Annotated in this window: 17 protein-coding genes and 1 pseudogene; 2 read left to right on the top strand and 16 right to left on the bottom strand. The window is 54.5% G+C overall.

Annotated features, from left to right (window positions below; translation table 11 throughout):
* Window positions 1–348 precede the first annotated feature (348 nt).
* The 4 genes from peaD to peaA form a co-directional block, all read right to left on the bottom strand.
* Window positions 349–1,467, bottom strand: coding sequence for a quinohemoprotein amine dehydrogenase subunit beta (gene peaD / locus F7R20_RS03045; protein WP_081352494.1), 1,119 nt, complete (start codon window positions 1,465–1,467; stop codon window positions 349–351).
* A gap of 24 nt (window positions 1,468–1,491) precedes the next feature.
* Window positions 1,492–1,815: a quinohemoprotein amine dehydrogenase subunit gamma gene (gene qhpC / locus F7R20_RS03050; protein ID WP_081352493.1), complete on the bottom strand. Its 324-nt coding sequence runs from the start codon at window positions 1,813–1,815 to the stop codon at window positions 1,492–1,494.
* A 1-nt stretch (window position 1,816) separates the two neighbouring features.
* A complete protein-coding gene (gene peaB, locus F7R20_RS03055) occupies window positions 1,817–3,247 on the bottom strand; it encodes a quinohemoprotein amine dehydrogenase maturation protein (RefSeq protein ID WP_081352492.1) in 1,431 nt (476 codons plus the stop codon).
* Between the two features lie 81 nt (window positions 3,248–3,328).
* Entirely contained in the window at window positions 3,329–4,909 is a 1,581-nt protein-coding gene (gene peaA / locus F7R20_RS03060; protein ID WP_081352491.1) for a quinohemoprotein amine dehydrogenase subunit alpha, read from the bottom strand.
* Between the two features lie 463 nt (window positions 4,910–5,372).
* Here peaA and F7R20_RS03065 point away from each other — a divergent pair, with 463 nt between their 5' ends.
* On the top strand, window positions 5,373–6,863 hold the full coding sequence (locus F7R20_RS03065; protein WP_081352490.1) for an aldehyde dehydrogenase family protein: 1,491 nt from the start codon (window positions 5,373–5,375) through the stop codon (window positions 6,861–6,863).
* A gap of 99 nt (window positions 6,864–6,962) precedes the next feature.
* On the opposite strand, the gene qhpG is transcribed toward F7R20_RS03065, so the two are convergent.
* The 12 genes and pseudogenes from qhpG to F7R20_RS03125 form a co-directional block, all read right to left on the bottom strand.
* On the bottom strand, window positions 6,963–8,252 hold the full coding sequence (gene qhpG / locus F7R20_RS03070; protein WP_081352489.1) for a flavin-dependent monooxygenase QhpG: 1,290 nt from the start codon (window positions 8,250–8,252) through the stop codon (window positions 6,963–6,965).
* Window positions 8,249–8,926: a subtilisin-like serine protease QhpE gene (gene qhpE / locus F7R20_RS03075; protein WP_081352488.1), complete on the bottom strand. Its 678-nt coding sequence runs from the start codon at window positions 8,924–8,926 to the stop codon at window positions 8,249–8,251. The genes qhpG and qhpE overlap by 4 nt, the downstream gene beginning before the upstream one ends.
* Window positions 8,916–10,634 carry an ABC transporter ATP-binding protein gene (locus F7R20_RS03080; RefSeq protein ID WP_081352487.1) on the bottom strand — a complete coding sequence of 573 codons (1,719 nt, stop codon included), beginning with the start codon at window positions 10,632–10,634 and terminating at the stop codon, window positions 8,916–8,918. The genes qhpE and F7R20_RS03080 overlap by 11 nt, the downstream gene beginning before the upstream one ends.
* Window positions 10,634–12,541 (bottom strand): sigma-54-dependent Fis family transcriptional regulator, encoded by a 1,908-nt coding sequence (locus F7R20_RS03085; protein ID WP_081352486.1) that lies wholly within the window; start codon window positions 12,539–12,541, stop codon window positions 10,634–10,636. Before F7R20_RS03085 ends, F7R20_RS03080 begins: the two co-directional genes overlap by 1 nt.
* A 359-nt stretch (window positions 12,542–12,900) precedes the next feature.
* Window positions 12,901–13,235: pseudogene (locus tag F7R20_RS31850) on the bottom strand (quinohemoprotein amine dehydrogenase subunit beta); the annotation flags it as partial.
* Window positions 13,236–13,323: 88 nt separating this feature from the next.
* Window positions 13,324–15,003 carry a fatty acid--CoA ligase gene (locus F7R20_RS03095; protein WP_081352485.1) on the bottom strand — a complete coding sequence of 560 codons (1,680 nt, stop codon included), beginning with the start codon at window positions 15,001–15,003 and terminating at the stop codon, window positions 13,324–13,326.
* Between the two features lie 97 nt (window positions 15,004–15,100).
* A complete protein-coding gene (locus tag F7R20_RS03100) occupies window positions 15,101–16,879 on the bottom strand; it encodes an acyl-CoA dehydrogenase C-terminal domain-containing protein (RefSeq protein WP_081352484.1) in 1,779 nt (592 codons plus the stop codon).
* Between the two features lie 83 nt (window positions 16,880–16,962).
* Complete coding sequence (locus F7R20_RS03105; RefSeq protein ID WP_081352483.1) at window positions 16,963–17,592, bottom strand: TetR/AcrR family transcriptional regulator; 630 nt, start codon at window positions 17,590–17,592, stop codon at window positions 16,963–16,965.
* Window positions 17,593–17,606: 14 nt separating this feature from the next.
* Complete coding sequence (locus F7R20_RS03110) at window positions 17,607–18,791, bottom strand: acetyl-CoA C-acyltransferase family protein (RefSeq protein ID WP_081352482.1); 1,185 nt, start codon at window positions 18,789–18,791, stop codon at window positions 17,607–17,609.
* 358 nt (window positions 18,792–19,149) lie between these two features.
* A complete protein-coding gene (locus F7R20_RS03115; protein WP_239548665.1) occupies window positions 19,150–19,929 on the bottom strand; it encodes an enoyl-CoA hydratase in 780 nt (259 codons plus the stop codon).
* Window positions 19,930–20,027: 98 nt separating this feature from the next.
* A complete protein-coding gene (locus F7R20_RS03120) occupies window positions 20,028–20,876 on the bottom strand; it encodes a 3-hydroxybutyryl-CoA dehydrogenase (protein WP_081352481.1) in 849 nt (282 codons plus the stop codon).
* Window positions 20,877–20,907: 31 nt separating this feature from the next.
* Window positions 20,908–21,450, bottom strand: coding sequence for an isochorismatase family protein (locus F7R20_RS03125; protein WP_081352480.1), 543 nt, complete (start codon window positions 21,448–21,450; stop codon window positions 20,908–20,910).
* 447 nt (window positions 21,451–21,897) lie between these two features.
* On the opposite strand from F7R20_RS03125, the gene F7R20_RS03130 reads away from it, so the two are divergent.
* Window positions 21,898–22,941: a helix-turn-helix domain-containing protein gene (locus F7R20_RS03130; protein ID WP_162276482.1), complete on the top strand. Its 1,044-nt coding sequence runs from the start codon at window positions 21,898–21,900 to the stop codon at window positions 22,939–22,941.
* Window positions 22,942–22,997 lie beyond the last annotated feature (56 nt).

Genomic DNA, 22,997 nt, shown 5'->3' on the forward strand with positions numbered 1-22,997 from the left:
GCCAGAAGGCACAGACCGGTCAACAACGTAATTTTCCATAGAATAGGAAGTCGATTAGGGAACAAGGGCAACAGTCCTCTTTAGGAAAGCGAAGCATCACGGCCGACACACAACTAATTGCATTAGCCCAGCCGGAGTAAGAATCAAATCAGTGCGATCCAAGACCACCCGCATACGTTGAGCCATCTCAGTCGAATGCCGAACCGATGATCATCGCTTATAACGGCTCTGTCTGCGGCACACTCCTGTAGCTTGGAAGGCTCATATTAAAAACTTTTTGTTATATCAAGACGACTGTTGCGATTGCAACGCAACAGCGCCTTGCCCTTTATTATTTACGGGGATCTTCTAACGAATGAACACCTGCGAAGTAACCAACGCCATATCCCCTCCAGGCAATTTGATATTGCCGATCTGTTTCATGCTGTCGGCATCGAAAATAGCGATATCATTGAGCGTGCCCGACAAGTAAATTTTGCTGCCGTCCTTATTAAGGGAAATACAGTAAAAGGAATGATCCAGCGTCGCGGCCTGCAGTAATTTTTTCTCCTTGATGTCGTACTTTGCCAAACGATTCAGCACACCGAACATCAGGTTCGAATCCTTCGGCGAGCGCATCCCGGTGAAGTAGATCTCTGTCAGAGGACCGAAATCAGTGGTTTCGGCCTTACCGGTTTTCAAGTCAACACTAAATAGCCCATACACATACTCAGCGGTGGCGGGGTCCTGCTTTTTATCCTTGTACTTCGCCGCTGTGTATAGCACAGAAAAGTCTCGACGATACGTTTGATGGGGCCAACCGTAAAGTACGTCCGCTGCGCTGTAATTGGCTCTTTTCCAATTGCGGCTGGGAATCAGCACGTCGAACTTGCCGGTCTGAACATTGACCTTATAGATGTCCGCACCCGCGACATAGAGCGTGCCGTCGTCGCCGCTCTGCATAACGGACAACTGTCGGGGCGCCGGAAAACTGCGCACGGGTTTGGCGTCCATCCCGGCGTCGGTGGCATAAACATCAAGTCGAGGTTGCTGTACTACGTAGCGGTCGTTGAGCATCAACGTCGGATTGGCAACAGTGAAGAGTTCCTTGCCGTCATGACTAACCGTAAAGGCCCACAACGACTTCGCTTTTTCACCAGGCCGTTGGCTGATGCTGGCGTGGAATACCTGCTTGCAGCTGTCCAGGTCGACGCCGTAGATATCCGCATAGTGGTTGTTCAGCACGTAGGCGATCTTGCGATCCGGCGACAACTGCACGGTGCCCGGACCGAAGGCGTCTGGCATCTTGCAGGTCTTGAACAGGGTATCGGTGGCCAGGTCGATGACGTGCAGGTTATTAGGGTAATTGGGGGTCACCATGTACTCGTGACCAATTTTAAGTGCGGTGTTTTCATCGGCCAGAACGTTGAACGAACAGACGCTCAGGACGACAAACACGGCCAGGCCGCAGGCTTTGATGCTGTGCATGCTGGAATCCTTCTCTCTGTCCGATTATTTGTCTTTTGGAAAGACAGTCCCGAGGTTGCGCCAGCTCTCGTTCGAGGCCTGCGCGTCCTTGTTCCAGTCCGGGTACGTGCTCATCATGTCGGGCACCTGGGCCGGCCACCAGCAAGGGTCAGAACAACCATAAAGGTCAGCTTCCATCGGCTGGCACAGCGACGACACCCCCCCAAACGCATCGATTTCCCAACCCGGGTCGGTGGTCGAGGCACAGCCCGCAACAGAGCTCATCGCCACCACTTCTTCGATGCGGTTTTCGGCCGCGGCTTCATCTAGTTTCAACGCTTTATTATTGATTGCCTTGAGATGTTTCATATCAGTGAGCCTTGCGCGGAGTGATATAACTGCTGATAAACGCAGGGTTGTGAGCCATGATCCGAGTGTAGACTTCGATGCCGAAGTCGACCCAGTCACGCATCAGTTCGCAGTAGTGATAGGTCGGGTGGGTCGGGTCGCCGTAACGGGCGTAGCTCTCGTGGTAGCAGCCGCCGGAGCAGAGGTTGCGGATCTGGCAGTCCTCGCAACCGGTATTACTGCGGTCAAGGCGCTGGGACAGGAAGTCGTTCAGCTCAACCTGTTTCACCCCGCCGTGCACGTTGCCGAAGGTCGGCAGCGACGAGCCGGTAAAGCGGTGGCACAGGTTCAGTTCGCCCTTGTGATCCACCGCCAGCATCTTCAGGCCCGCGCCGCACGGCAGGGCTTTTTTGTGGCCTTCGTGGATGTCGGTGATCAACTGATGCAGGTTGGAGAAGCCGATGTTGCGGTGCTCAAGTGCCGCCTCCAGATAACGCCGGCCCAGCCTCTTCATGCTGGCGAAAACTTCGATCAGCTCGTCGCTGGTCAGGTTGAAGGTGCTGATATCGCCGGAGGTCACCGGAGCGAAACCGACTTCGGCAAACCCCAGCTCGTTGAACAGGTGATCCCAGATGGTTTCGACGTCGGTGACGCCGGTGGTCAGGGTCACTCGCGCACCGACCGGGCGGCTGTTGTAGCGGGACAGCAGCATCTCAGCCTTGCGCCGCACCACGTCATACGTGCCCTGCCCGCCCACGGTGATGCGGTTGCGGTCGTGCACGGTTTTCGGTCCGTCGATACTGACCGAGAGCCCGAAACGGTGGGCGTTCAGATAGTCCACGGTCTCTTCGGTGAGCAGCGTGGCGTTGGTGGTCATGACAAACTCGACGAACTTGCCCGCCTCGCGGAAACGCTTCTCGCAATAATCGACCATGTATTCGATCAGCTTGCGGTTGCTCAGCGGTTCGCCACCAAAAAACACCACGGTAAAGCGTTCCTCATCCGGGGATTCACGCAGCAGCATTTCCACTGACGCAATAGCCGTTTCGACATCCATTTTCTTGCCGGCCGACGGCTTGTCGAGGTCTTCCTTGTAGCAGTAGGTGCAGCTAAGGTTGCAGCCGGTGTTGACGTTGAGCACCACGGTATTGATCGCGGTGCGCTCGACCCGTTTGGTGCCAATATCCGGGGTCAGCGGCGAGCCGTCGCTGACCAGCTCCAGGGACATCAACTCACGCAAGGTCTCGGTGATTTCTTCGCCGTTGAAGCGTGAAGACAAACGCTGGATCAGGTCGTCCGACGAACAGCCGGGACCGCGCAAGGTATCGATGATAGTGCCGGTCAGCTCATCGCTGGCGAACAGCGAACTGCTGGGGATGTGAAACAGCATGCGGTCGGCATCGACGTGCACTTCGTGCAGGTTCCGCTCGACCAGATTCAAAATAGCGCCCATTGCAACCTCCTGTGCAAACCCCGTACTACGGGGCCTGCGATCATTCCGAAAAAGTGTCTGAAATCCTACGAATCAGCCAACTCATGGAATGGGTGGATTGTTCCAGCGTTGCACGGTGACGATCATGTGGCCTTCGCCGGTCAGGGATTTCCCTGCGTCGTCGACGGCGGCGATCACCTTGAGGTTGCCGGCATTGTTGGTGGACATTTTACGCTGCGGGTTTGGCCCGGCATCGCCCGGTGTGAACACGCCGCTGTCAGCCTGCATGGTGCCGGCGAACTTGACGTCCTCGTCTTCCTTGGCGCGATCGTCGAAGGCCTCGACCGACCACTGCGCCGGGAACACGCCGATACGATACGGCTTGCCGTCCACGCCCTTGCCCCAGGCTTCGGCGTCAAAACGGCCCTGGACTTTCGGTGTCGAACCACCGCCGTCGCCGATCCTCGCTACTGAGAACTCGGGCACGACTTTGACTTCGGCGATTGTGCTGTAGACCGACAGGGTCGGGCCTTTCAGCGTGCCGACGGTGACGGTGCGCAGACCCGGTTGAGCATTGGCAGCGGCCTTGAGTTTGACCTTGATGCGCTCAGGGCTCTGCTCGACGACTTCGACCACTTCCACGCCTTTGCCGAAGTTCGGTTTGCCGGTGAGACCGCTGCCGACAAGGGTCACTTCAGTTTCGCCGCCAACCTTCATGTAACCCGGCTGCACCGCCAGCAAACGGTTGCTGCCTTGCTTGGCGGCGATGAAGTCCAGACCTCGTTCATCGTGCTCCGCCTCGAACATCCGCCCCTGCATGGCGTTGCCCTGGGCGGCGAACACCTGGCGCATGGTCACTCCGTCGATGGTCACGTTGCCGCGCCATTCGTAACCGGTGTAGAGAATCGCGCTGCCATCGCCATTGAACGGGCTGCCGTCGGCGTATTGGCCTTTGACGCTGACCTTGAACGTGTCGCGGCCATCGGCCATGACGATCATCACACCGGACAATTCCCCCTTGCCCGGCAAGTGGCCGCTGAAGCTCCAGTCACCGACCAGCGCTTCGGTCTTCGGCGCACTGCTCAGCCATTTTTTCCAGGCCGGGTTGTCCAGCGGATAACGCTTGGCCAACAGCGGCACCATATCTTTGCGGGCAATGTCGAACCACTCTCGATCCCGCGCAAAAAGCTGGTATTCAAGCGATGGCCACTGTCCAAGATGGAAGTTCACCAGATGCTCCCATTCCTGGGCCGGACGACGTTGTAGCGCGACCCGCGCACCCGAGTGGCAGCGGGTACACATCTGGCTGGTTTGATCGTCGAATTTTTCTACCGTACTGAGGCGGCCTTCTAACGCGTAACGCACGCCTTCCGTTTCGCTTGGCGCCAAGCCTTGGGTATCGGCTAAATATTTAACCAGGGTGCGGCGGTCTTCATCACTGATCTGCACGCTATGCATGACCTGCATCCTTGCGATTGTCATAAGCCAGCCTTCCGGTGTTTTACGCTGATGACTGATACGACTCAGGGCATCATTACCTTCAGGTGTGTGACAACCTCGACAGGTTTCGCTGAGGATAGTCTTGGCGTCGCGAGCAGCCAGGCTGGATGGTGAATGCAGCGCCACACACGCGGCTATACATACCAGACTAGTACTCAGGCCCAATCGGAGTTTTTTCTTCATCAAGGTCAAACCTCGCACGGTGCGTTCTTATTTTTTTACTTTCACGTTTAAGTTTTTTTGTTTCGGCGGTCTTGGGCAGGTCGAAACAAAGCACGCCTACGATGATGAATACACAGAACGTGCCAACTTTGGATACTTAGCGAAATACGCGGTATATCGGTAACGGCGAGGTTATTTTTCAACACTACCTTCACTGCCATCTGTTTTACTTCGCGACAACTGTTTCACTCTGAGATATGTACGTTGCTTGTTAGCGTGAACACCTGCCGACCACCACGTTATGGCGCTGTATCAGGAGTATTACCTAGATGTCTCACGTCGTCTCAAAATACGACATTCGGTTAAACCAGGAGCACCAGATGAATTGCTCTCAGCCCCGCAAAATCGAGCCTTTCCCCATTAAAAAAGTAACTGGCACAACCATTGCGACAGACCTCTTCACACCAACAAAAGAGGTTTAATTATGTCGCTTACCTGTCTACTTCCTGATACTACGGCTTTCATCCAGCGTGCCCCGCGCATGCTGATCGGCAGTGACTGGGTCGAGGCCGCCGACGGCCAGACCATGCCCCTGCACAACCCGGCCACCGGCGAAGTGCTGTGCGTGGTGCCACGGGCAACGCCTGCGGATGTCGACCGCGCGGTGCTTGCCGCCCGCCAGGCGTTCGACGATTCGGCCTGGACCCGCACCCGCCCCCGGGAGCGGCAGAATTTGTTATGGAAACTCGCCGACCTGATGCAGCGCGACGCCGAGCTGCTGGCGCAACTGGAATGCCTGAACAACGGTAAAAGCGCGGTGGTGGCCCAGGTGATGGACGTGCAACTGGCCATCGACTTCCTGCGCTACATGGCCGGTTGGGCGACCAAGATCGAAGGTTCCACTGTTGACGTGTCGGTACCGCTGATGCCCAACGACCAGTTCCACAGCTTCATCCGTCGTGAAGCGGTGGGCGTGGTCGGCGCCATCGTCGCCTGGAACTTCCCGCTGCTGCTAGCCTGCTGGAAACTCGGCCCGGCCCTGGCCACCGGCTGCACCGTAGTGCTCAAACCCGCCGACGAAACCCCGCTGACCGCGCTGAAACTCGCCGAGCTGGTACTGGAGGCCGGGTATCCCGAAGGCGTGTTCAACGTGGTCACCGGCACCGGCATCACTGCCGGTTCGGCGCTGACTCACAACCCGCTGGTGGACAAGCTGACGTTCACCGGTTCCACCGCCGTGGGCAAGCAGATCGGCAAGATCGCCATGGACTCCATGACCCGGGTCACCCTGGAACTGGGCGGTAAATCGCCGACCATCGTCATGGCCGACGCCGACCTGAAAACCGCTGCGGCCGGGGCGGCCAGCGCGATTTTCTTCAATCAGGGCCAGGTCTGCTGCGCAGGTTCCAGGCTGTATGTACAGCGCAAGCATTTCGACAATGTGGTGGCGGACATCAGCGACATCGCCAACGCCATGAAGCTGGGCAACGGTCTGGATCCGAGCGTCGAAATGGGCCCGTTGATTTCGGCCCGCCAGCAGGAGCGCGTCTACGGCTACATCGAAAAGGGCCGGGAAAGCGGTGCGACCATCGCCTGTGGTGGTGAGCAGTTCGGGCCGGGGTTCTTCGTCAAGCCGACGGTGATCGTCGATGTCGATCAGAAGCACTCACTGGTGCAGGAAGAAATCTTCGGCCCGGTGCTGGTGGCCATCCCGTTCGATGATGAAGCCGATGCGTTGCGTATGGCCAATGACAGCCCTTATGGATTGGGCGCAAGCATCTGGTCGAATGATCTTGCAGCGGTACACCGGATGATTCCGCGGATCAAATCGGGCTCGGTGTGGGTCAACTGCCACAGCGCGCTAGACCCGGCTCTGCCATTTGGTGGGTACAAGATGTCCGGGGTAGGACGGGAAATGGGATTTGCGGCGATTGAACACTACACCGAGCTGAAATCGGTGTTGATCAAGTTATAAGGGCACGATTGAGCGAAGTTCGCTTGATTGATTCGCAACGACTTTTTGAATCGGCAGACAATCTTGACGGGGAAATGTATTCCCCCGTCAAGATTAACCTCAGGGTTTAAAGCCCTGAGCCAACAACCATCCTTTGATCATCCTGCCCTGTTCTACCGTCAACCCTGCCATTACCTGCTTCACGGGTTCCGAGCGTAAACGCCGTATCAACGGCGCCAGCTCAATTCCGTGAACATGCCAGACCCCCAAGGGTTGATCTGCCGTAACCACCACTTCAGCCTCACTGACAAAACCATCGTCCAGTACGGGCGCACGCTTAATGCTGAGGGCACTGAAATCCGCCTCGGCATGGGCAAGTTCGATGTCAGGCCATTGTCGGCGGGCTTGCCAGAATGGCAACTGCGGCCATCTCTGCTCATCAATGTAAAAATCCCGGCCAATTCGTGCAAATCGTAAAAACAGTTGCTCCACTCGCCGCTGATGAAACCGCTGTGCCAACGCCGCCCGCTCAGGTTTACGCAACAATGTATTAATCACGGCTGGCGCTTGCAACGCGGAAGACAGCGATTGAAATATCCCGTTGCCTGACAATGGGTCTACCGCCATCGCTGCGTCCCCCACCCGTATCCAATGATCGCCGCACACCCGCGGGCTCAAAATTGCCGTGCTGCTGCGGGCGTGTACCTGCACATCGGTTGACGGCTCAGTACCAAAAAATGCCTGCGCCAACACCGAATTTCGGCGCTGATGACGACAGTAATCCAGCAGCTTCGCTTTGCCGGGCAAGTCAGTGCTGGCGACATCCACCGTCCATTGCCAGTAGCACTGACCATCGGCATGTCGTGCCATCCATGCCCAGCCGCCGGCCAGGCTTTCTACCGCACTGGCCGTAGCGCCCGGCACGCCTTGCCAACGATTCAGCAGGCTGATCGTTTCCGGTCCGCGCAGGCCTTTGCCGAGCGCCGGCGCCTGACGCCCACGAGCCTCCACTAAAAAGTCCACTCGTAGCGTTTCACGGCCCTCGATTTCGACCAGGTGTTCGGTCGCCGTGGTTCGAACGCCTAACACGCGCCCCTCAATCAATTGGACTCCAGCCAAACGCAGATCCTCACGCAAACCTCGGTCGAAGCTCGGACGATCCAATAGAAATTCGATATTCTGCGCGTGCTGCTGCCCGTTCCACACCACCTGACGCTGAGACGGCAAGGCCGAAGATGCCAGCGCTTGGTGTAGACCAGCACTGCGCAAGGCGTCCAGTACGCGCACTGAAACACCCTCCAGCGCCGCAAATCGGCGCCAATCACTGACCAATGTTACCTGATAGCCGAGGCGCTGCAGCCCCAAGGCAACCGTAGCACCTGCCGGGCCCGCACCGAGAACTAAAATCATGCTCCCACTCGCCATTCAGGGCCGTAATAGCTGGCGTTTTCCCGCAGCCAGCCAATGACTTGATCATTGTTCGCATCAGGCTGTGCAATGAGAAATCCGGCTATATGACCGCTTAACGCTGCGCAGCCAAGACTGGCTCCAGATTGGGCGGGATTGCCTCCGCGACAACACGCTGCAAAATCCGCCTGAGGGCTGTTAAGGCACGACCACTCCCGTTCGGCGCAACGAGCATCGCCCGTCACCCGCAGCACCCCCGGATAATTCGCCGGGAAGACGCCTTCACCCTGCGCGGGACTTGAGGCACACAGCAGAATGCCACGCGCCACCGCTGCTGCGCACGCATTGCGCAACAGCTCGCGGTCCTGGCGCAAGCCAAGACTCAGATTAATCAGACGCACGTTTTGAGCCACCAGCCAGTCAATCGCCTTAGCTATCTGCAAGGCACTTGTGACACCTCGCCGATCAAACACCTGAGCCACGCAAAAAAGTGCCGAAGGCGCACTTCGACTGAGGGCTTCGATTACCGCACTGCCGTGGCCGAGCGCGTCGTCGAGCGCATCGCTTTCGTCGACTGCATCAGCCAACAACGAGAAACGACGCGCGGAAATCACCTGCACTCGCTGTGTTGCCGAATGCCCGCTATCCACCACACCGATACGCAGCTCAGGCTTCATGTAACACCGTTTTAGACGTGAGCACGCCATCAAGTAATTCGAAACGCAAATCCGCATCGGCCAAGGTAGAGGGACGATGACTGATCAAGATCCGCGTGCGGCCGACAAACAGTTGATCAATGGCCTCGATAACTTCGCGCTCGGTGGTTTCGTCCACCGCCGACGTCGCTTCGTCCATCACCAGAATCAGCGGATCCTGCAACAACGCCCGGGCAATAGCTATGCGCTGTTTCTGTCCACCGGACAACTGCTGACCGCTCTCGCCCAACGGGCTGTCGAGGCCTTCAGGCAGAGAGGCAATTAAGCTGTCGAGTTGCGCCAGCCGCGCCACTTCGGCTATGGCTTCGCGACTGGCGTCAGGAACCGCGTAGGCCAGGTTGTCCGCGAGGCTGCCACGAAACAGGACAATATCTTGGCTGACCACGGCAATCCGCCGCCGCAGTTCAAGCAGGTCCAGCTCTCGCAGGTCAACATCGCCCAGCAATACCCGGCCCGATTGCGGATCATGATGCCGTTGCAACAGATCGATCAACGTCGACTTACCGACGCCGGAGCCACCGCTCAGAGCGACTTTCAAGCCATAAGGGATTCGCGCATCAATACCTCGCAACGTGCTCTGACGACCGGGATGGCTAAAGTGAACGTCGTCGAAACGCAGATCACCGAGGGTCGGTATCGGTTTCGCCATGACGGGGCTGACAACTGTGGGCTCTTCACCACGTAGCTCCATGACTCTCCCGAGACTGACCGTCATCCGCTGAATCGCTACGTACAGGCCGAGCAGGCTCTGGACCGGCCCGACCGCCATGCCCAAATAGGTCGAAAACGCGATCAGCGCCCCCAATTGCCACGTCCCCTGCACCACCCAATAACCGCCGATCAGAAATGCGCAGGCCCGGGACAATGAGGTCAGCGTGCCGGGAACCGCCTGGGTGAAAAACTCGGTGACTTGCAAGCGCAACAACTGGCTCATGTAGCCCTGCCCGAGCGTCTCCAGTCGGCGTGACTCCCGTTGCTGCTGTCCAGCCGACTGAATGAACTTCATCACCGGCAGGGTCTCGACCATGAACGACGACATGTCCGCCGAACGCTCGCGCAACTGCCGTACATCGCGTTCGACCTTACGACGCATCCATCGCAGCCAGAGTACATCGAGAGGGATCAGCACCACTACCAACAGCGAGAGTTTCCATGACAGCGTCAGCAACATGGCGATGGCGCAGACAAGACCCACCACACTCGATACCGCTGAAAACAGTGAGTCAACGGCGAAGCGCTGAATCTCGGCGACATCACCGTCGAGTCGCGACATCAAATCGCCGATCCGCCGCTGCCCGTAGAAGCTCGGCGACAGGGTTTGCAGGTGTCGGTAGACGTCGTCACGCAACGAGAACAGAATCCGCCCGGAAAGTCGCGTATGCAGGTAACGATTGATGCCTGACAACACCGTTCCGAGTAGCCCCGCGACGATCATCAACCCCGCGATCAGCACCAGCATGGAAAAGTCGCGCGCCAGCAACCCATCATCGATCAGCAGTTTAGTCAGCCATGGTTGAACCAGCACCAGCATTGAGGCACAGATCGACAAGCCAAGCAGACCGATGATTGCCAACCTGTGAGGCCGGACAAAACTGTAGAGCCAGCTCAGCGCCGCTTGCAGAGCTTCAGGGTTTTGGCTGTCAATCAGCCGCACGATCAGGCGCTGCATCAAGAACGCAATTGCTTGAGTTTACGATACAGCGTCGCTCGGCTGATTCCCAAGGTGTCGGCAGCAGCCGAGACATTCCCGTGGTGGGTGTCGAGGGACTGGCGAATCAGCTCCAGCTCATTCTTACGGATACTGCCGGACGGCGGCCGTTCGCTGGCGTTAAGTTCATCCAGCATGCTGTCGGGCAAATGTTCTAAAGTCAAAATGCTCTCGCCCGGCTCGCGCATGGCCAGCGCTGTACGTAAAACTGTCTCTAATTGCCGGAAGTTGCCTGGCCAATGATAGTCCAGCAGCAAACGATTCAGATCCTCGTCTAAAAATACATTCGGTGCATCAAGTCTGACCAACAACTGAGTCAACAGCAACGCAACATCGTCACGCTCGCGCAGGGTCGGGAGCATGACGCAGATGCCGTTAACTCTGTAAAACAAGTCTTCGCGAAACTGTTTGTCTTCCACTTGGCGTTTAAGGTCGCGGTGAGTGGCACAAATCAGCGCTATGTCGATGCTCTGCTCTTCGCCGGCACCTAGCGGGGCCACTATGCGATCCTGCAAAACACGTAAGAGTCGCGCTTGCAAGGCCAGCGGCATGTCGCCGATTTCGTCCAGAAACAAGGTGCCGCCATGGGCCTGTTGCAAACGCCCCACCATACCGCCACGGCGAGAGCCAGTGAAGGCACCCTCCCGGTACCCAAACAGCTCCGACTCGATCAGTCCTTCCGGAATTGCCGCGCAGTTCACTGCCACGAAAGGCTTTTCGCAGCGGCTACCAGCCATGTGCAACGCGCGGGCGATAACCTCTTTGCCGGTGCCGGTTTCGCCCAACAGTAAAACTGGCAATTCATTAGCCAAGCCTTGACGGGCCATCCGCAAAGCGCGGGCATAACGGGTATTAGTACCGGCCATAGATTCAAGTAGAGGTGGTGTTTTGGTGCCTTTAACGGTGCTGTGCGACGGGATGCTTATGGTGTTGGAGCGCTGCGGCGAACGCAGAATTTTGTAAAAGAATTCACCTTTCGCGGTCTGCAGACTACCGACTCTACCCTGAGGCAACCTTGATAACAGCTGCACGCCATCAACGCCCAGAAACTCTTCACAACGCCTACCGATTAACATCGAACGTTCAGTATTGAGCAGTTGACACGCCTGGGTGCTGACCGCAAGAATTTGCCCTCCCAAGCTTACCGCCATCAGCCCCTGCCAGGATGATTCGAGATATTGGCGGCGGCAGTGAAACGCCAGGACTATTTCCTCTGGGTAGCTGCGGTTGAATACTCGACCTTCGATCTGACTGACGGCCATAGTCAGCAGTGCAGTGCTCTCTTGAACGCGTCCAAGCGGCCCCTCGCGGGTCAAATCGAGCACGCCAAGGAGATTGCCTTGAGGACAGTAAATCGGGACGGAAGAGCAGGATATTCCGTTTAGGCGGTCAAGAAAATGCTCGCCGCAATCAATCGTCATCGGACGGGCTTCGACTAGTGCGGTGCCCAGTGCGTTGGTACCGCGAACGGCTTCACTCCAGCACGCGCCGAGGGTGATGTCCTCCACGCTCATGCCTATACTCTCGAGGCGATCGACGCGACCTTCGACAGTCAGGATGGTCGCATCTGCATTGGCAAGGACAATCAGCCCTGTCTTGCCCTGACGCTCGGCCAGGTAGTCGATTACTGGCAGCGCGGCGTCAATCAGCACGCAGTTGGTAGCATTTAAATCCTCGACACTCGAACGGGATTGCTGCTCCAGTTCGTATCCATCATTGAAGGACACGCCATGTTCCACGCTACGTCGCCATGAGGCATCAATTTCAGCACGCAACAATCCATTGGGAATGACCCCATCGTGATGAAGCTTTTCGCGGGCCAAGTGGGCTTCGGGCCGAAGATTATTTATTATTGTTTTCTTGAGCATTCTGGTGAGCTCCGAGCTAATTCTTTCACCGTTCTGCGTCTGCTGACGCGGCACTTTTGTCTAAACATCGCGTTAACACTAGCTCGATTGCAATGAAGTTGTTCATTTGCCGACCTTTTTGAACCGCCCGATCCGATCAAATGAATATTGCATGCTTAGCTTGCACCTCAGCTGCCAGGCATTCAAGCATTTCCACCCCGGACGCAGCTCGGCCCCTCACTCACCAGGCAATGGGCGCGCACTGAATACTGGTGTCAGCCTGGTTTCTGACCGAGACAGCTGCCGGGGCTTGCTAAGCCCCGGCAACAAGGAACTCAGTGCACCACCATCTCAGGCCAATTTATTACTAGTGGGCCTTTCTAACGAATGAATATCTGCGAAGTAACCAACGCCATGCCCCCTCTTGGCAAGCTTATATGCCTATCTGCTTCATGCTCACGGTATCGAAAATGGCGATGTCGTTTAGTGCGCCTGACAAATAATTTTTGCTGCCGTTCTTATTAAACTAAATACAATAAAAAATCATCTAGGGTAGCCGCCTGCAGTAATTTTTTCTGCTTGATGTCGTACTTTGCCAAGCGATTTAGCACGTCAAACATCAGGTTCAGATCTTTAGGTGAACGCACTCCGCTGAAATAGAGTTCTATCCGATGGCCGACGTCGGTAGCTTAAGTCTTCCGTTTTTCAAGTCAACGCCAAGTGGCAACATCATACTCCCGGCCAAAGCCGCCTAACCAAGGCCGGGTACAAGACTACTTCCTGCCACCGCCCACTGACTTTTATTACTGTTCAATATGCCGTATAGACTCACTTGGCAAATCCGCGGATTCATTTTCCCGAATCTTTTTTTTGTCTACTTTGCCAACGCTTGTCTTGGGTATGTCGTCGACAAATACAAATTTTTTCGGTATCGCCCATTTAGTAATGCGACCGTTGTCGACGAATTGCAACAAATGCTGCTCAAGATCCGCCTGAGTGAGCTGGGATAATGGTGCACAAACGATCATGGCCATTGGTCGCTCACCCCACTGAATATCTGGAATTCCAACCACCGCAACCGACATGATGGCAGGATGCTCACTGATCAGACTTTCTAACTCTAAGGAACTGATCCACTCGCCGCCAGTCTTGATCACATCTTTAATACGATCCTTAATCTCCAAAACGCCGTGCGCATCGATAGAGCCGATATCACCAGTGTGCAGCCAGCCCCCCTCCCAAAGTTCTGCACCCTTTTCAGGGTCGTGCAAGTAGCCTTGAGTTAGCCAAGGCGCCCGCACCACAATCTCACCTACCGACTCTCCGTTATGCGGCACGATTTGACCGTTGGAGTCGATTACCCTCATATCCACCATGGCCATGGGCACTCCGGTCTTAATTCGAAGTGGAAGTTGCTCGTCCATCGGCAGGGCAAGTTCGTGAGGCCGTAGATAAGTACTGCTTAGCAACGGACAGGTTTCAGACATGCCATAGCCGGTGTGTACAAGCATGCCACGTTCGGCCGCTTGACTGGCTGCCCCAAGTGCTAACGCGCTGCCACCCAAGAGCAATTTCCAGCCACTAAAGTCAGTCTGGGCTGCTTCTGGGCAAGTCAGGATCATCTGTAGAACAGTTGGCACGCAGTGGCTGAAGGTGACCTTCTCCTCTCTATAGAGGCGCACAAGGGCATTGGGTTCATACCGACCGGGGTAAACTTGTTTAACGCCCATCAATGTTGCCACATATGGCACCCCCCAGGCGTGCACATGGAACATTGGAGTAATTGGCATATAGACATCGTCAGAGCGAAGTATCGGTAGTCCTCGGTAGGCGCCAAGGGTGCCGACCGCGGCCAAGGTATGCAGGACTAGCTGGCGATGGCTAAAGTACACTCCCTTCGGTTTACCTGTTGTCCCTGTGGTGTAAAATACTGTAGCAACGGAGTTTTCATCAAATTCGGGAAAGTCGTAATCCACAAGGGATTGGGACAGCAACTGCTCGTACTCGCCCAATACTGGCAAACTCGTGACCTTGGCAGCGCCTTCGCTTAGCTGGATATAACCTTTTACGGAGCTCAATCCGCCATGTATCTGCTCGAGCAGCGGCAGAAAGTCATCATGTACCAGGACTAAATCATCTTCCGCGTGGTTCATCGTATACAGCACCTGCTCCGGAGACAGGCGAATATTCACCATATGCAGCACGGCGCCGATCATCGGCACCGCGAAAAAACACTCCAGATAGCGATGACTGTCCCAATCCAGCATCGCCACCGTGTCCCCAGCCTTTACTCCTGCGGCGGTCAACACGTTGGCCATTTGCCGAATACGTTTATTGAGCGTGCGATAGCTGTAGCGCAGCTTATCGGCGTAGACGATCTCCTGTTCTGCTTCATAGCGCTGCCCTGAGAGCAATAGGCTCTTGATAAGCAATGGATAGCTATATGCGCCTTGCGCAGGGGAAATTATTTTTGTTTTAACCATGATCGCATCTCCAGGATGGAATCCATTGAGTTTCAATAAGGACTTTACTAGCCCTAGCACAATGCCATGGACTTATATCGGCCAGCACCCGGAACGTTCAGAATTGGGCGGCGTCGAGTAAGTAAAGCGATTCACTACCGGCCTTTACTGCGGCGCTCAACGAATGGATACGTGGTAACAGACGAGCAAAATAGAAGCGCGCAGTCCCAACTTTGCTGGCATAAAAGTCCTCGTGCTCTTGCTTGTCCAAGGCCGTGCGCGCCATCAGCGCCCACATGTAGGCGTAGGCGGTGTAACCAAACACCTGGAGGTACTCCACCGAGGCGGCGCCGATTTCATTGGGATTGGCCTTAGCCTGCACGATGATCCAGGCTGTCAACGCATCGAGGGTGTCGATGGCTGCTTGCAGCGGTACGGTGAACTCATCCAGGCAGGCATCGGCTGAGCTGATAAAATCCTTCACTTCGATACTGAAATGCTTGTAAAAAATCCCACCGCAGCCCACCACCTTGCGCCCCATCAGATCGAGCGCCTGGACACCATTAGTGCCTTCGTAAATCTGGGTGATGCGGCAGTCTCGGATCAACTGCTCTTGGCCCCACTCACGAATGAAGCCATGCCCACCAAAGATCTGTTGACCATGCACTGTAGTCTCTAATCCCATATCGGTGATGAAAGCTTTCGCCACGGGGGTCAACAAGGCAACCATTTCTTCAGCACGCGCTCGCGTCGTGGCATCTTCGCTGTACTTGGCAATGTCCAGTTGTATTGCCACGTAGCTGTAGAAAGCACGCCCCCCCTCGTTCAGAGCTTTCATCGTCAACAACATGCGGCGGACGTCCGGGTGCACTATGATGGGGTCGGCGACTTTGTCTGTGGCCTGGGGCCCGGTCGGCGCACGACTTTGGAGGCGCTCCCGCGCGTATTCGACCGCGCTCTGGAAAGACCGCTCGCCCAACGCCAGACCTTGGATACCAACGCCCAAACGCTCGTAATTCATCATCGTGAACATCGCCGCCAGCCCCTTGTTTGGCGCATCGATGATCCAGCCGGTGGCGCCATCGAAGTTCATCACACAGGTGGCTGCGCCCTTTATGCCCATCTTATGCTCGATCGAACCGCAATGAACTGCATTGCGTTCACCCACAGAGCCATCTGTGTTGACCATAAGTTTAGGCACTAAAAAAAGCGAGATACCCTTAGGGCCGGCAGGAGCGTCCGGGAGCCTGGCAAGTACCAGATGGATGATGTTCTCGGTCAGATCCTGCTCTCCACCGGTGATGAATATCTTCGTACCGACGATTTTGTAACTACCGTCGGCTTGAGGCTCGGCCTTGGTGCGGATAATCCCAAGGTCGGTGCCGGCATGCGGCTCAGTCAAGCACATCGATCCGGCCCAACGGCCTTCGTACATATTGGGCAGGTATTTTGCCTTCAGTTTCTCGCTGGCGTGGTTCAGAATCGACAGGCATGCCCCGGCGGTCAACATCGGGTATAGGGCGAACGACATGTTTGCCGAGTTGACCATTTCTTCAACCTGAGCGCCGATCAACTTAGGCATGCCCATCCCGCCAAACTCCGGCGCACCGCAGACACCCACCCATCCACCTTCTGCATAAGTCTGGTAAGCCCGGGGGAAACCTGCAGGAGTCTTCACCGCGCCTTCACGCCAAGAGCATCCCTCTTCGTCGCCGCTTCGATTGAGCGGAGCGATCACTTCACCAGTAACTTTTCCGGCCTCTTCAAGGATGGCCATAGCAGTGTCTTCATCTGCCACCTCGGCCAAGGCCGGCAGTTGAGCCCATAACTTGGAAACCTCGAACACTTCATTGAGGACAAAACGCATATCGCGCAACGGAGCTTTGTAATCTGCCATAACAGAGTCTCGTAGTATTATATGCATGGGTATGCAGTGGTTGATGTGAAGCCACCTTCACCTGCGAGCAATACGCTTCTGGGTCACGCAACATTCAAAAGTGTGGTGTGTGCCGACGACGGCAGAACGCTGGAAAGCGATCCAAGCACAATTGCACTCAGTATTGCGGGCCTTTCCGACGCTTTCAGTCCGGACTGTTCCAGGCAACTTGGCAGGTTGTTTAACCAGGCCATTACTGCGTGCACGGTTGCCGCTAGCACCGGCGAGGGTGCGCTCGCCCCAGCCTCGCGCAGCAGGACCAAAAAGCGATTTTCATAATCTTGTCGCATTTTGCAAATGTGTTGCTGGTGGTCCAGCGAAAGACAGTGGAACTCGCGCTCAGCAATTAGAAAATGCATTGCGCGTCGCTCGTGCAAGTCAATATGCGCTTGTACGAACGCCTGTAGGCACGCAAGAGAGCAACCCTTCTTGCGACGCCGCGCCAACGCGAGTAAGTCGGTAAAGAGTTCCTCGATCAATTCGAACAACAGTTGCTCTTTGTTTTCAAAATGGCAATAAAAAGAACCGGGGCCCATCCCCAACTGCTGCGCCAGTTCGCGTACGCTTACCCGAGCAAAACCTCGCTGGGCGAAAAGCTGCAATGCGCTTTTGCGCAATGGTTGCAGCCGTGAAGGCGTAACTTTCTCAGCGCGCGGATCACATACTTGATTCATTCAGCGACGTCCCTTTAGACACGCTCAAAGATCGCAGCGATGCCCTGACCACCACCGATGCACATGGTCGCCAGTGCATAACGCCCCTGGACACGATGCAGTTCATGGATGGCCTTGGTGACGATGATTGCTCCGGTGGCACCGACTGGGTGGCCGAGGGAAATACCCGAGCCGTTCGGGTTTACCTTAGCAGGATCGAAGTCGAGCTCACGAGCCACTGCACAAGCCTGGGAAGCAAAAGCTTCGTTGGATTCGATCACATCCAGATCTGCGACCGTGAGACCAGCGCGCTTCAGAGCAAGACGAGTAGCAGGAATCGGCCCCAATCCCATCAGCTCCGGTTCAACCCCGGAACATGCATAGCTGACCAAACGTGCAAGCGGGCGCAGGTTCTCGCTTTTAAGCGCCGTGCTACTAGCCAACAACAACGCAGCGGCGCCGTCGTTCAGACCGGATGCGTTGCCAGCGGTTACCGTCCCGTCCGCTTTGAACGCCGCTTTCATCGCTGCTAACTGGTCAAGAGTTACATCACCGCGCACGTGTTCATCAACCTCGAACTGCTGTATACCTTTACGCGTTTTCACCTCAACCGGTACGATCTGCCCAGCGAAGCGCCCCTCGGCGATAGCGCGCACCGCACGCTTCTGGCTTTCCAGCGCCAGCGCATCCTGCTCGGCTCGACTGATACCACAGCGCTCGGCGATATTCTCCGCGGTAATGCCCATGTGAATGCGGTGAAAGGGGTCATGCAAAATACCCAGCATGTAGTCCACAGCCTGCATGTCGCCCAGACGCCCACCCCATCGCGCGCTCGGAAGTATGTAGGGCCCACGACTCATACACTCGGCACCGCCGGCAACTGCGACTTCGTTTTCCCCCAGAAACAGGCCCTGCGCAGCCGAAATAATCGCCTGCAAACCAGAACCGCACAGGCGATTGACGTTGAACGCTGGAGTCTCATTCGGAATACCGGCCTGGATGGCGGCAACCCGTGAGAGATAGGCATCGCGCGGATCGGTCGGAATAACAGTGCCCAACACAACACTACCAACACGGTCCGGCGCGCAACCGCTGCGTTGCAGAACCGCTTGTACCGCTGTCGTTGCCAACTGCGACAGCGAGATATCTTTCAGTGTGCCACCAAAGGAGCCGATTGCAGTTCGTGCTGCGCTGACGATAAACACTTCAGATGTAGACATGGAAACTCCATTAAGTTTGTTATTGAGTTGCACGTTCTCTTCAGCCTACTCGACAATACAGCCTCGTCGACTTTTGCCAGAACTAATCTACGGCTGACCAGGCACAGCGTCCTATTTCACTTATTCAAGTAGACAGCATGTACGCAGAAAACGATAATTAAAATAATAACAACAAAAAGCACCGCCTCACCCATTTAACACGATACTCAATTTTGAAGGGGAAGGCTTGCTGCTGGATGACATAGCAATTGACATCTGATGACAATCGACAACTCGCAGCGTGACAACCCACCGACAGATATAGCGCCATTGAGAAAGCGTCGTTGGAACTAGCTATGGTACGGTTTACGATTCGATACTAGCGGTGTTTAAAAATGGGCTTCCTTTTGTCAAGAAACGCGCCCATCCCCTCTTTTTGATCCTCCAAAGCGAAGGAAGAGTGAAAGAGGCGACGCTCAAACAACAAACCTTCCGACAGACTGGTTTCGAACGCACGATTAACGGACTCTTTAATCATCATTGTGACAGGCAATGAAAATCTGGCAATTGTCTGTGCAGCACTCAGTGCTTCATCCAGAAGGCGCTCGACAGGTACGACTCGTGCCACAAGTCCAGATTTTTCGGCTTCAAAAGCATCCATCGTCCGAGCAGTTAGACACAAATCCATCGCTTTTGCCTTACCAACGGCCCGAGTTAATCTCTGAGTACCTCCTGCGCCAGGCAATACGCCTAGCCGAACTTCGGGCTGCCCGAATTGCGCGTTCTCAGCGGCGAAGATCATGTCGCACATCATCGCAAGCTCACAACCGCCACCCAACGCATAGCCCGCAACGGCGCCAATTACGGGTTTACGGGATTTCCCAAGTCGCTCCCAATTACGAGTCACAAAATCCGTTTTATAGACATGCATATAATCAAATGACTTCATAAATCCAACGTCAGCGCCAGCCGCAAAGGCTTTATCGCTTCCAGTGATAACGATGCAACCTATCTCTTCATCCGATTCAAACAAATCAACAGCATCAGAAATCCCCTTAACCACCTTGTCATTCAACGCGTTGAGAACGTCGGGCCGATTTATTTTAATCAAACCCACACGACCGTGAACCTCTACGATGATCGAGCCTTGACTGTCCAAATTCATCTTCCTCAAAAATACAGAGCCGAGCTTGAATAAAAACCAAATAAAACTTGAAGAGACCTTACTCCACAACTTGATAGCAGGACTGCTCCATATTAATACCTGTAGAAACCACGACCTGTCTTACGTCCAAGGTAGCCGGCTTCAACCATCTCAACGAGCAGAGGCGCAGGGCGATATTTTGAATCTTTGTAAGATTCGAACAATACCTGCATCACGGCCAATTGAACGTCCAGACCAATCATATCGCACAGTGCCAGTGGACCAATGGGATGATTCGCACCCAGTTTCATTGCTTCATCAATCTCTGATGCGGTCGCAAGATTTTCGCTCAACGCGAACACTGCTTCATTAAGCATTGGGCAAAGCAACCGGTTTACGACAAACCCGGGGCTATTTTTAACTTTGACCGGTGTCTTCCCTACTTCCTTAGCCAACGCATCCATAGAAGACGATGCAGCTTCGCTTGTCTGAAGTCCGGAAATAACCTCAACGAGAGCCATTAGTGGAACCGGATTAAAAAAATGTAGACCCACGACTCTTTCAGGTCGTGACGTTGCCGAAGCCAGTCGCGTAATGGAAATAGATGATGTGTTGGTTGCCAAAATCGCTTCAGGCCGGACAATAGTATCTAATTGAGCCATTAACGCCAACTTCAGCTCGAGGTCTTCGGTCGCAGCTTCAATAACAACGTCGCAATCAGCCAAGCTGGCGAGATCTTGACCTATTTTGATTTTTGAAAGAGCGTCATTTTTCTGCTGAGCGGTAATTTTTTCTTTACTGAGCAACCGGTCCAAACTCTTTTCGACAGTGTTAATAGCCCGCTCGAGCGCAGCTGCTGAGATATCAATGAGCGCGACGTCGAACCCATTTACCGCAAAAACTTGGCTGATGCCGCTGCCCATAGTACCAGCGCCAAGAATACCGATTTTCTGCTTAGTCATGTAAACCCCGTAGACAGTTATGAACCAGAACTTACTTCAAGTATTTTTTGCTACATGCTTTAAAATCTTCTGTCCCTGCACAGCGCAGTAATTCGAACAACACCATTTCCCGCGTAACCAGGATCACACCTAATTGTTGCAATCGGGACAAGGCCACCGACCTATCAACTTCAGATCGTGATCCAACAGCGTCGACCACTACGAAAACCTGCCTCCCCGCAAGAGCAAGGTCCATGGCAGTAAGCATAACGCACGCATGTGTTTCTATACCGCACAGGATCCATTGCTCTTGCGACCCAACCACTTCGGCCGTTTCGCCGCCCTCCTCCACGCAGGAAAAGTAGCATTTATTTACGATCACGGGGTGTTCGGCACAAACTAATAGTTCTTCCGATATAGAGCCCAGACCCTTTTGATAGTGCGCAGAAAATCGAACTACAACGTCAAGGTCTTCACACAAGCCAACTAGCCACTGACAGTTCTGAAGGATTTCCTGATGGTTAGGTATCAATCGTAATACTTTAGGTTGCATGTCGATGACTAGCAACGCCGCCTTAGCTCTATTTATTTTCAAAGCTACTTCTTCCTTTTATTTTTTAAAGCTTGCATCGCCTCGACGTAGTGACAACGACCATTTACTGGAAACTGACAAACTAATCCCGTGGGGCAACCCGAACCAGCGCTAACTTAGCTATCCTTCCAATTTAGCCATGGATCCAAGCACTGGCTCGGTGATAGCACACACATTTGCACCTCGCGCCATGAAGCGATGAGTCGTCGACTCCTCCGGCTATCAAGTGAAAACCACCCAGGTTTGGCCTCGCAAAATGAAGACGCGCAGTGCAAAAGGACCTCTACCCTCAACAACCAAGCGTTACCTTTGATCCATTCGAAGAGAGGTGAAGTCTAATGTAGGGCAATTCAGATTTTTTTTTTGCATTGCGGGCCATAATTTATGCAGAATACGCCAGAATGACGAGGACGTTGATGGGCACACTGGTCGCGCAAGAGGATGTCAGCAATGCACGTACATTTTTCAAATCGATCCATACCTCCCGAGCCGGCATTCACAATTTCCGGACATTTTTTAGAGGGTCTGGTAAGAAAAACCAAGACTGCTCACGGTGACGCTGCCGTCCTGAACATTTTTCAAAAAGCCAATATTCCAGATGTATGTTTTTATCAGCCGGAGCTAAGAATAAGCCGCGCCCAATTTATGGCAGCTTATAAAGCAAATATAGTTTTATTGGACGACGAGATGCATGGACTGTGGTCCCGACCGATTCGCAGCGGGACCTTTAAATACATGATGTTAAATTTGCTGGATGCGGCCAATATTGCGATCGCACTCAACCGATTGACGCGCTTTTGGAATCTGCTGCTCGATGACTACCAACTGACACTCATGAGCGAACACTCTAGAATTGGTATCACGCTCAAACCGAGGGTGTCTGATGCCGAGGTTAATATTCTCGGCCACGAGCTGATGATTAAACTTATCCATGGCATTGTTAGCTGGTTGCTTAATAGTAAAATAGAATTGCAGCTTGTTCAGTTTGCGTTCCCAAAACCTGATCACTTTTCCGACTACGCATTCCTATATCCTGGCCCCATAAATTTTGACGCCGAGCACAGCGCCATATGGATTGATTCAAAATTCCGGCTTACGAATTACCGCCGTACCCGTGTGGAACTTTGGGCCTTCTTACGACGCGCCCCGGAAGACTGGGCATTCACCACCATAAACGCGGGATTGTTTAGCACCAAAGTCAGGCAACACCTTGCCGCGATGGAAATCCCATCAGATGACATCAATAAAGTATCTTGTGCACTAGGACTTTCTACTCGTACTCTGACGCGCAAGTTACAAGCGGAGGGTACGAGTTTCAGAGTTGTACGAGATGATCTACGCCGCGATCTCGCGGTTCAGTTATTAACACAGTCTAGGATTTCGATAGATGGAGTTGCAGCCCTGGTGGGCTTTGAAAACACAGCTGCATTTTGCCGCGCATTTCGGGGTTGGATGCAGGTAACGCCCGGAGCATATAGAAACCGAAATATCTAGCCATACTCCGTTAAGAAGATTTATTAAGAAGCGCCCAACCCACTTCGACGGCATTG

It is taken from the genome of Pseudomonas brassicacearum subsp. brassicacearum (assembly GCF_008801605.1).
In the GTDB taxonomy this organism is placed as follows: Bacteria; Pseudomonadota; Gammaproteobacteria; order Pseudomonadales; family Pseudomonadaceae; genus Aquipseudomonas; species Aquipseudomonas brassicacearum.

Coding starts and splice junctions, on each gene's coding strand:
- peaD (WP_081352494.1), bottom strand. CDS start 1,467: ATGCACAGCATCAAAGCCTGCGGCCTGGCCGTGTTTGTCGTCCTGAGC.
- qhpC (WP_081352493.1), bottom strand. CDS start 1,815: ATGAAACATCTCAAGGCAATCAATAATAAAGCGTTGAAACTAGATGAA.
- peaB (WP_081352492.1), bottom strand. CDS start 3,247: ATGGGCGCTATTTTGAATCTGGTCGAGCGGAACCTGCACGAAGTGCAC.
- peaA (WP_081352491.1), bottom strand. CDS start 4,909: ATGAAGAAAAAACTCCGATTGGGCCTGAGTACTAGTCTGGTATGTATA.
- F7R20_RS03065 (WP_081352490.1), top strand. CDS start 5,373: ATGTCGCTTACCTGTCTACTTCCTGATACTACGGCTTTCATCCAGCGT.
- qhpG (WP_081352489.1), bottom strand. CDS start 8,252: ATGATTTTAGTTCTCGGTGCGGGCCCGGCAGGTGCTACGGTTGCCTTG.
- qhpE (WP_081352488.1), bottom strand. CDS start 8,926: ATGAAGCCTGAGCTGCGTATCGGTGTGGTGGATAGCGGGCATTCGGCA.
- F7R20_RS03080 (WP_081352487.1), bottom strand. CDS start 10,634: ATGCAGCGCCTGATCGTGCGGCTGATTGACAGCCAAAACCCTGAAGCT.
- F7R20_RS03085 (WP_081352486.1), bottom strand. CDS start 12,541: ATGCTCAAGAAAACAATAATAAATAATCTTCGGCCCGAAGCCCACTTG.
- F7R20_RS03095 (WP_081352485.1), bottom strand. CDS start 15,003: ATGGTTAAAACAAAAATAATTTCCCCTGCGCAAGGCGCATATAGCTAT.
- F7R20_RS03100 (WP_081352484.1), bottom strand. CDS start 16,879: ATGGCAGATTACAAAGCTCCGTTGCGCGATATGCGTTTTGTCCTCAAT.
- F7R20_RS03105 (WP_081352483.1), bottom strand. CDS start 17,592: ATGAATCAAGTATGTGATCCGCGCGCTGAGAAAGTTACGCCTTCACGG.
- F7R20_RS03110 (WP_081352482.1), bottom strand. CDS start 18,791: ATGTCTACATCTGAAGTGTTTATCGTCAGCGCAGCACGAACTGCAATC.
- F7R20_RS03120 (WP_081352481.1), bottom strand. CDS start 20,876: ATGACTAAGCAGAAAATCGGTATTCTTGGCGCTGGTACTATGGGCAGC.
- F7R20_RS03130 (WP_162276482.1), top strand. CDS start 21,898: ATGCACGTACATTTTTCAAATCGATCCATACCTCCCGAGCCGGCATTC.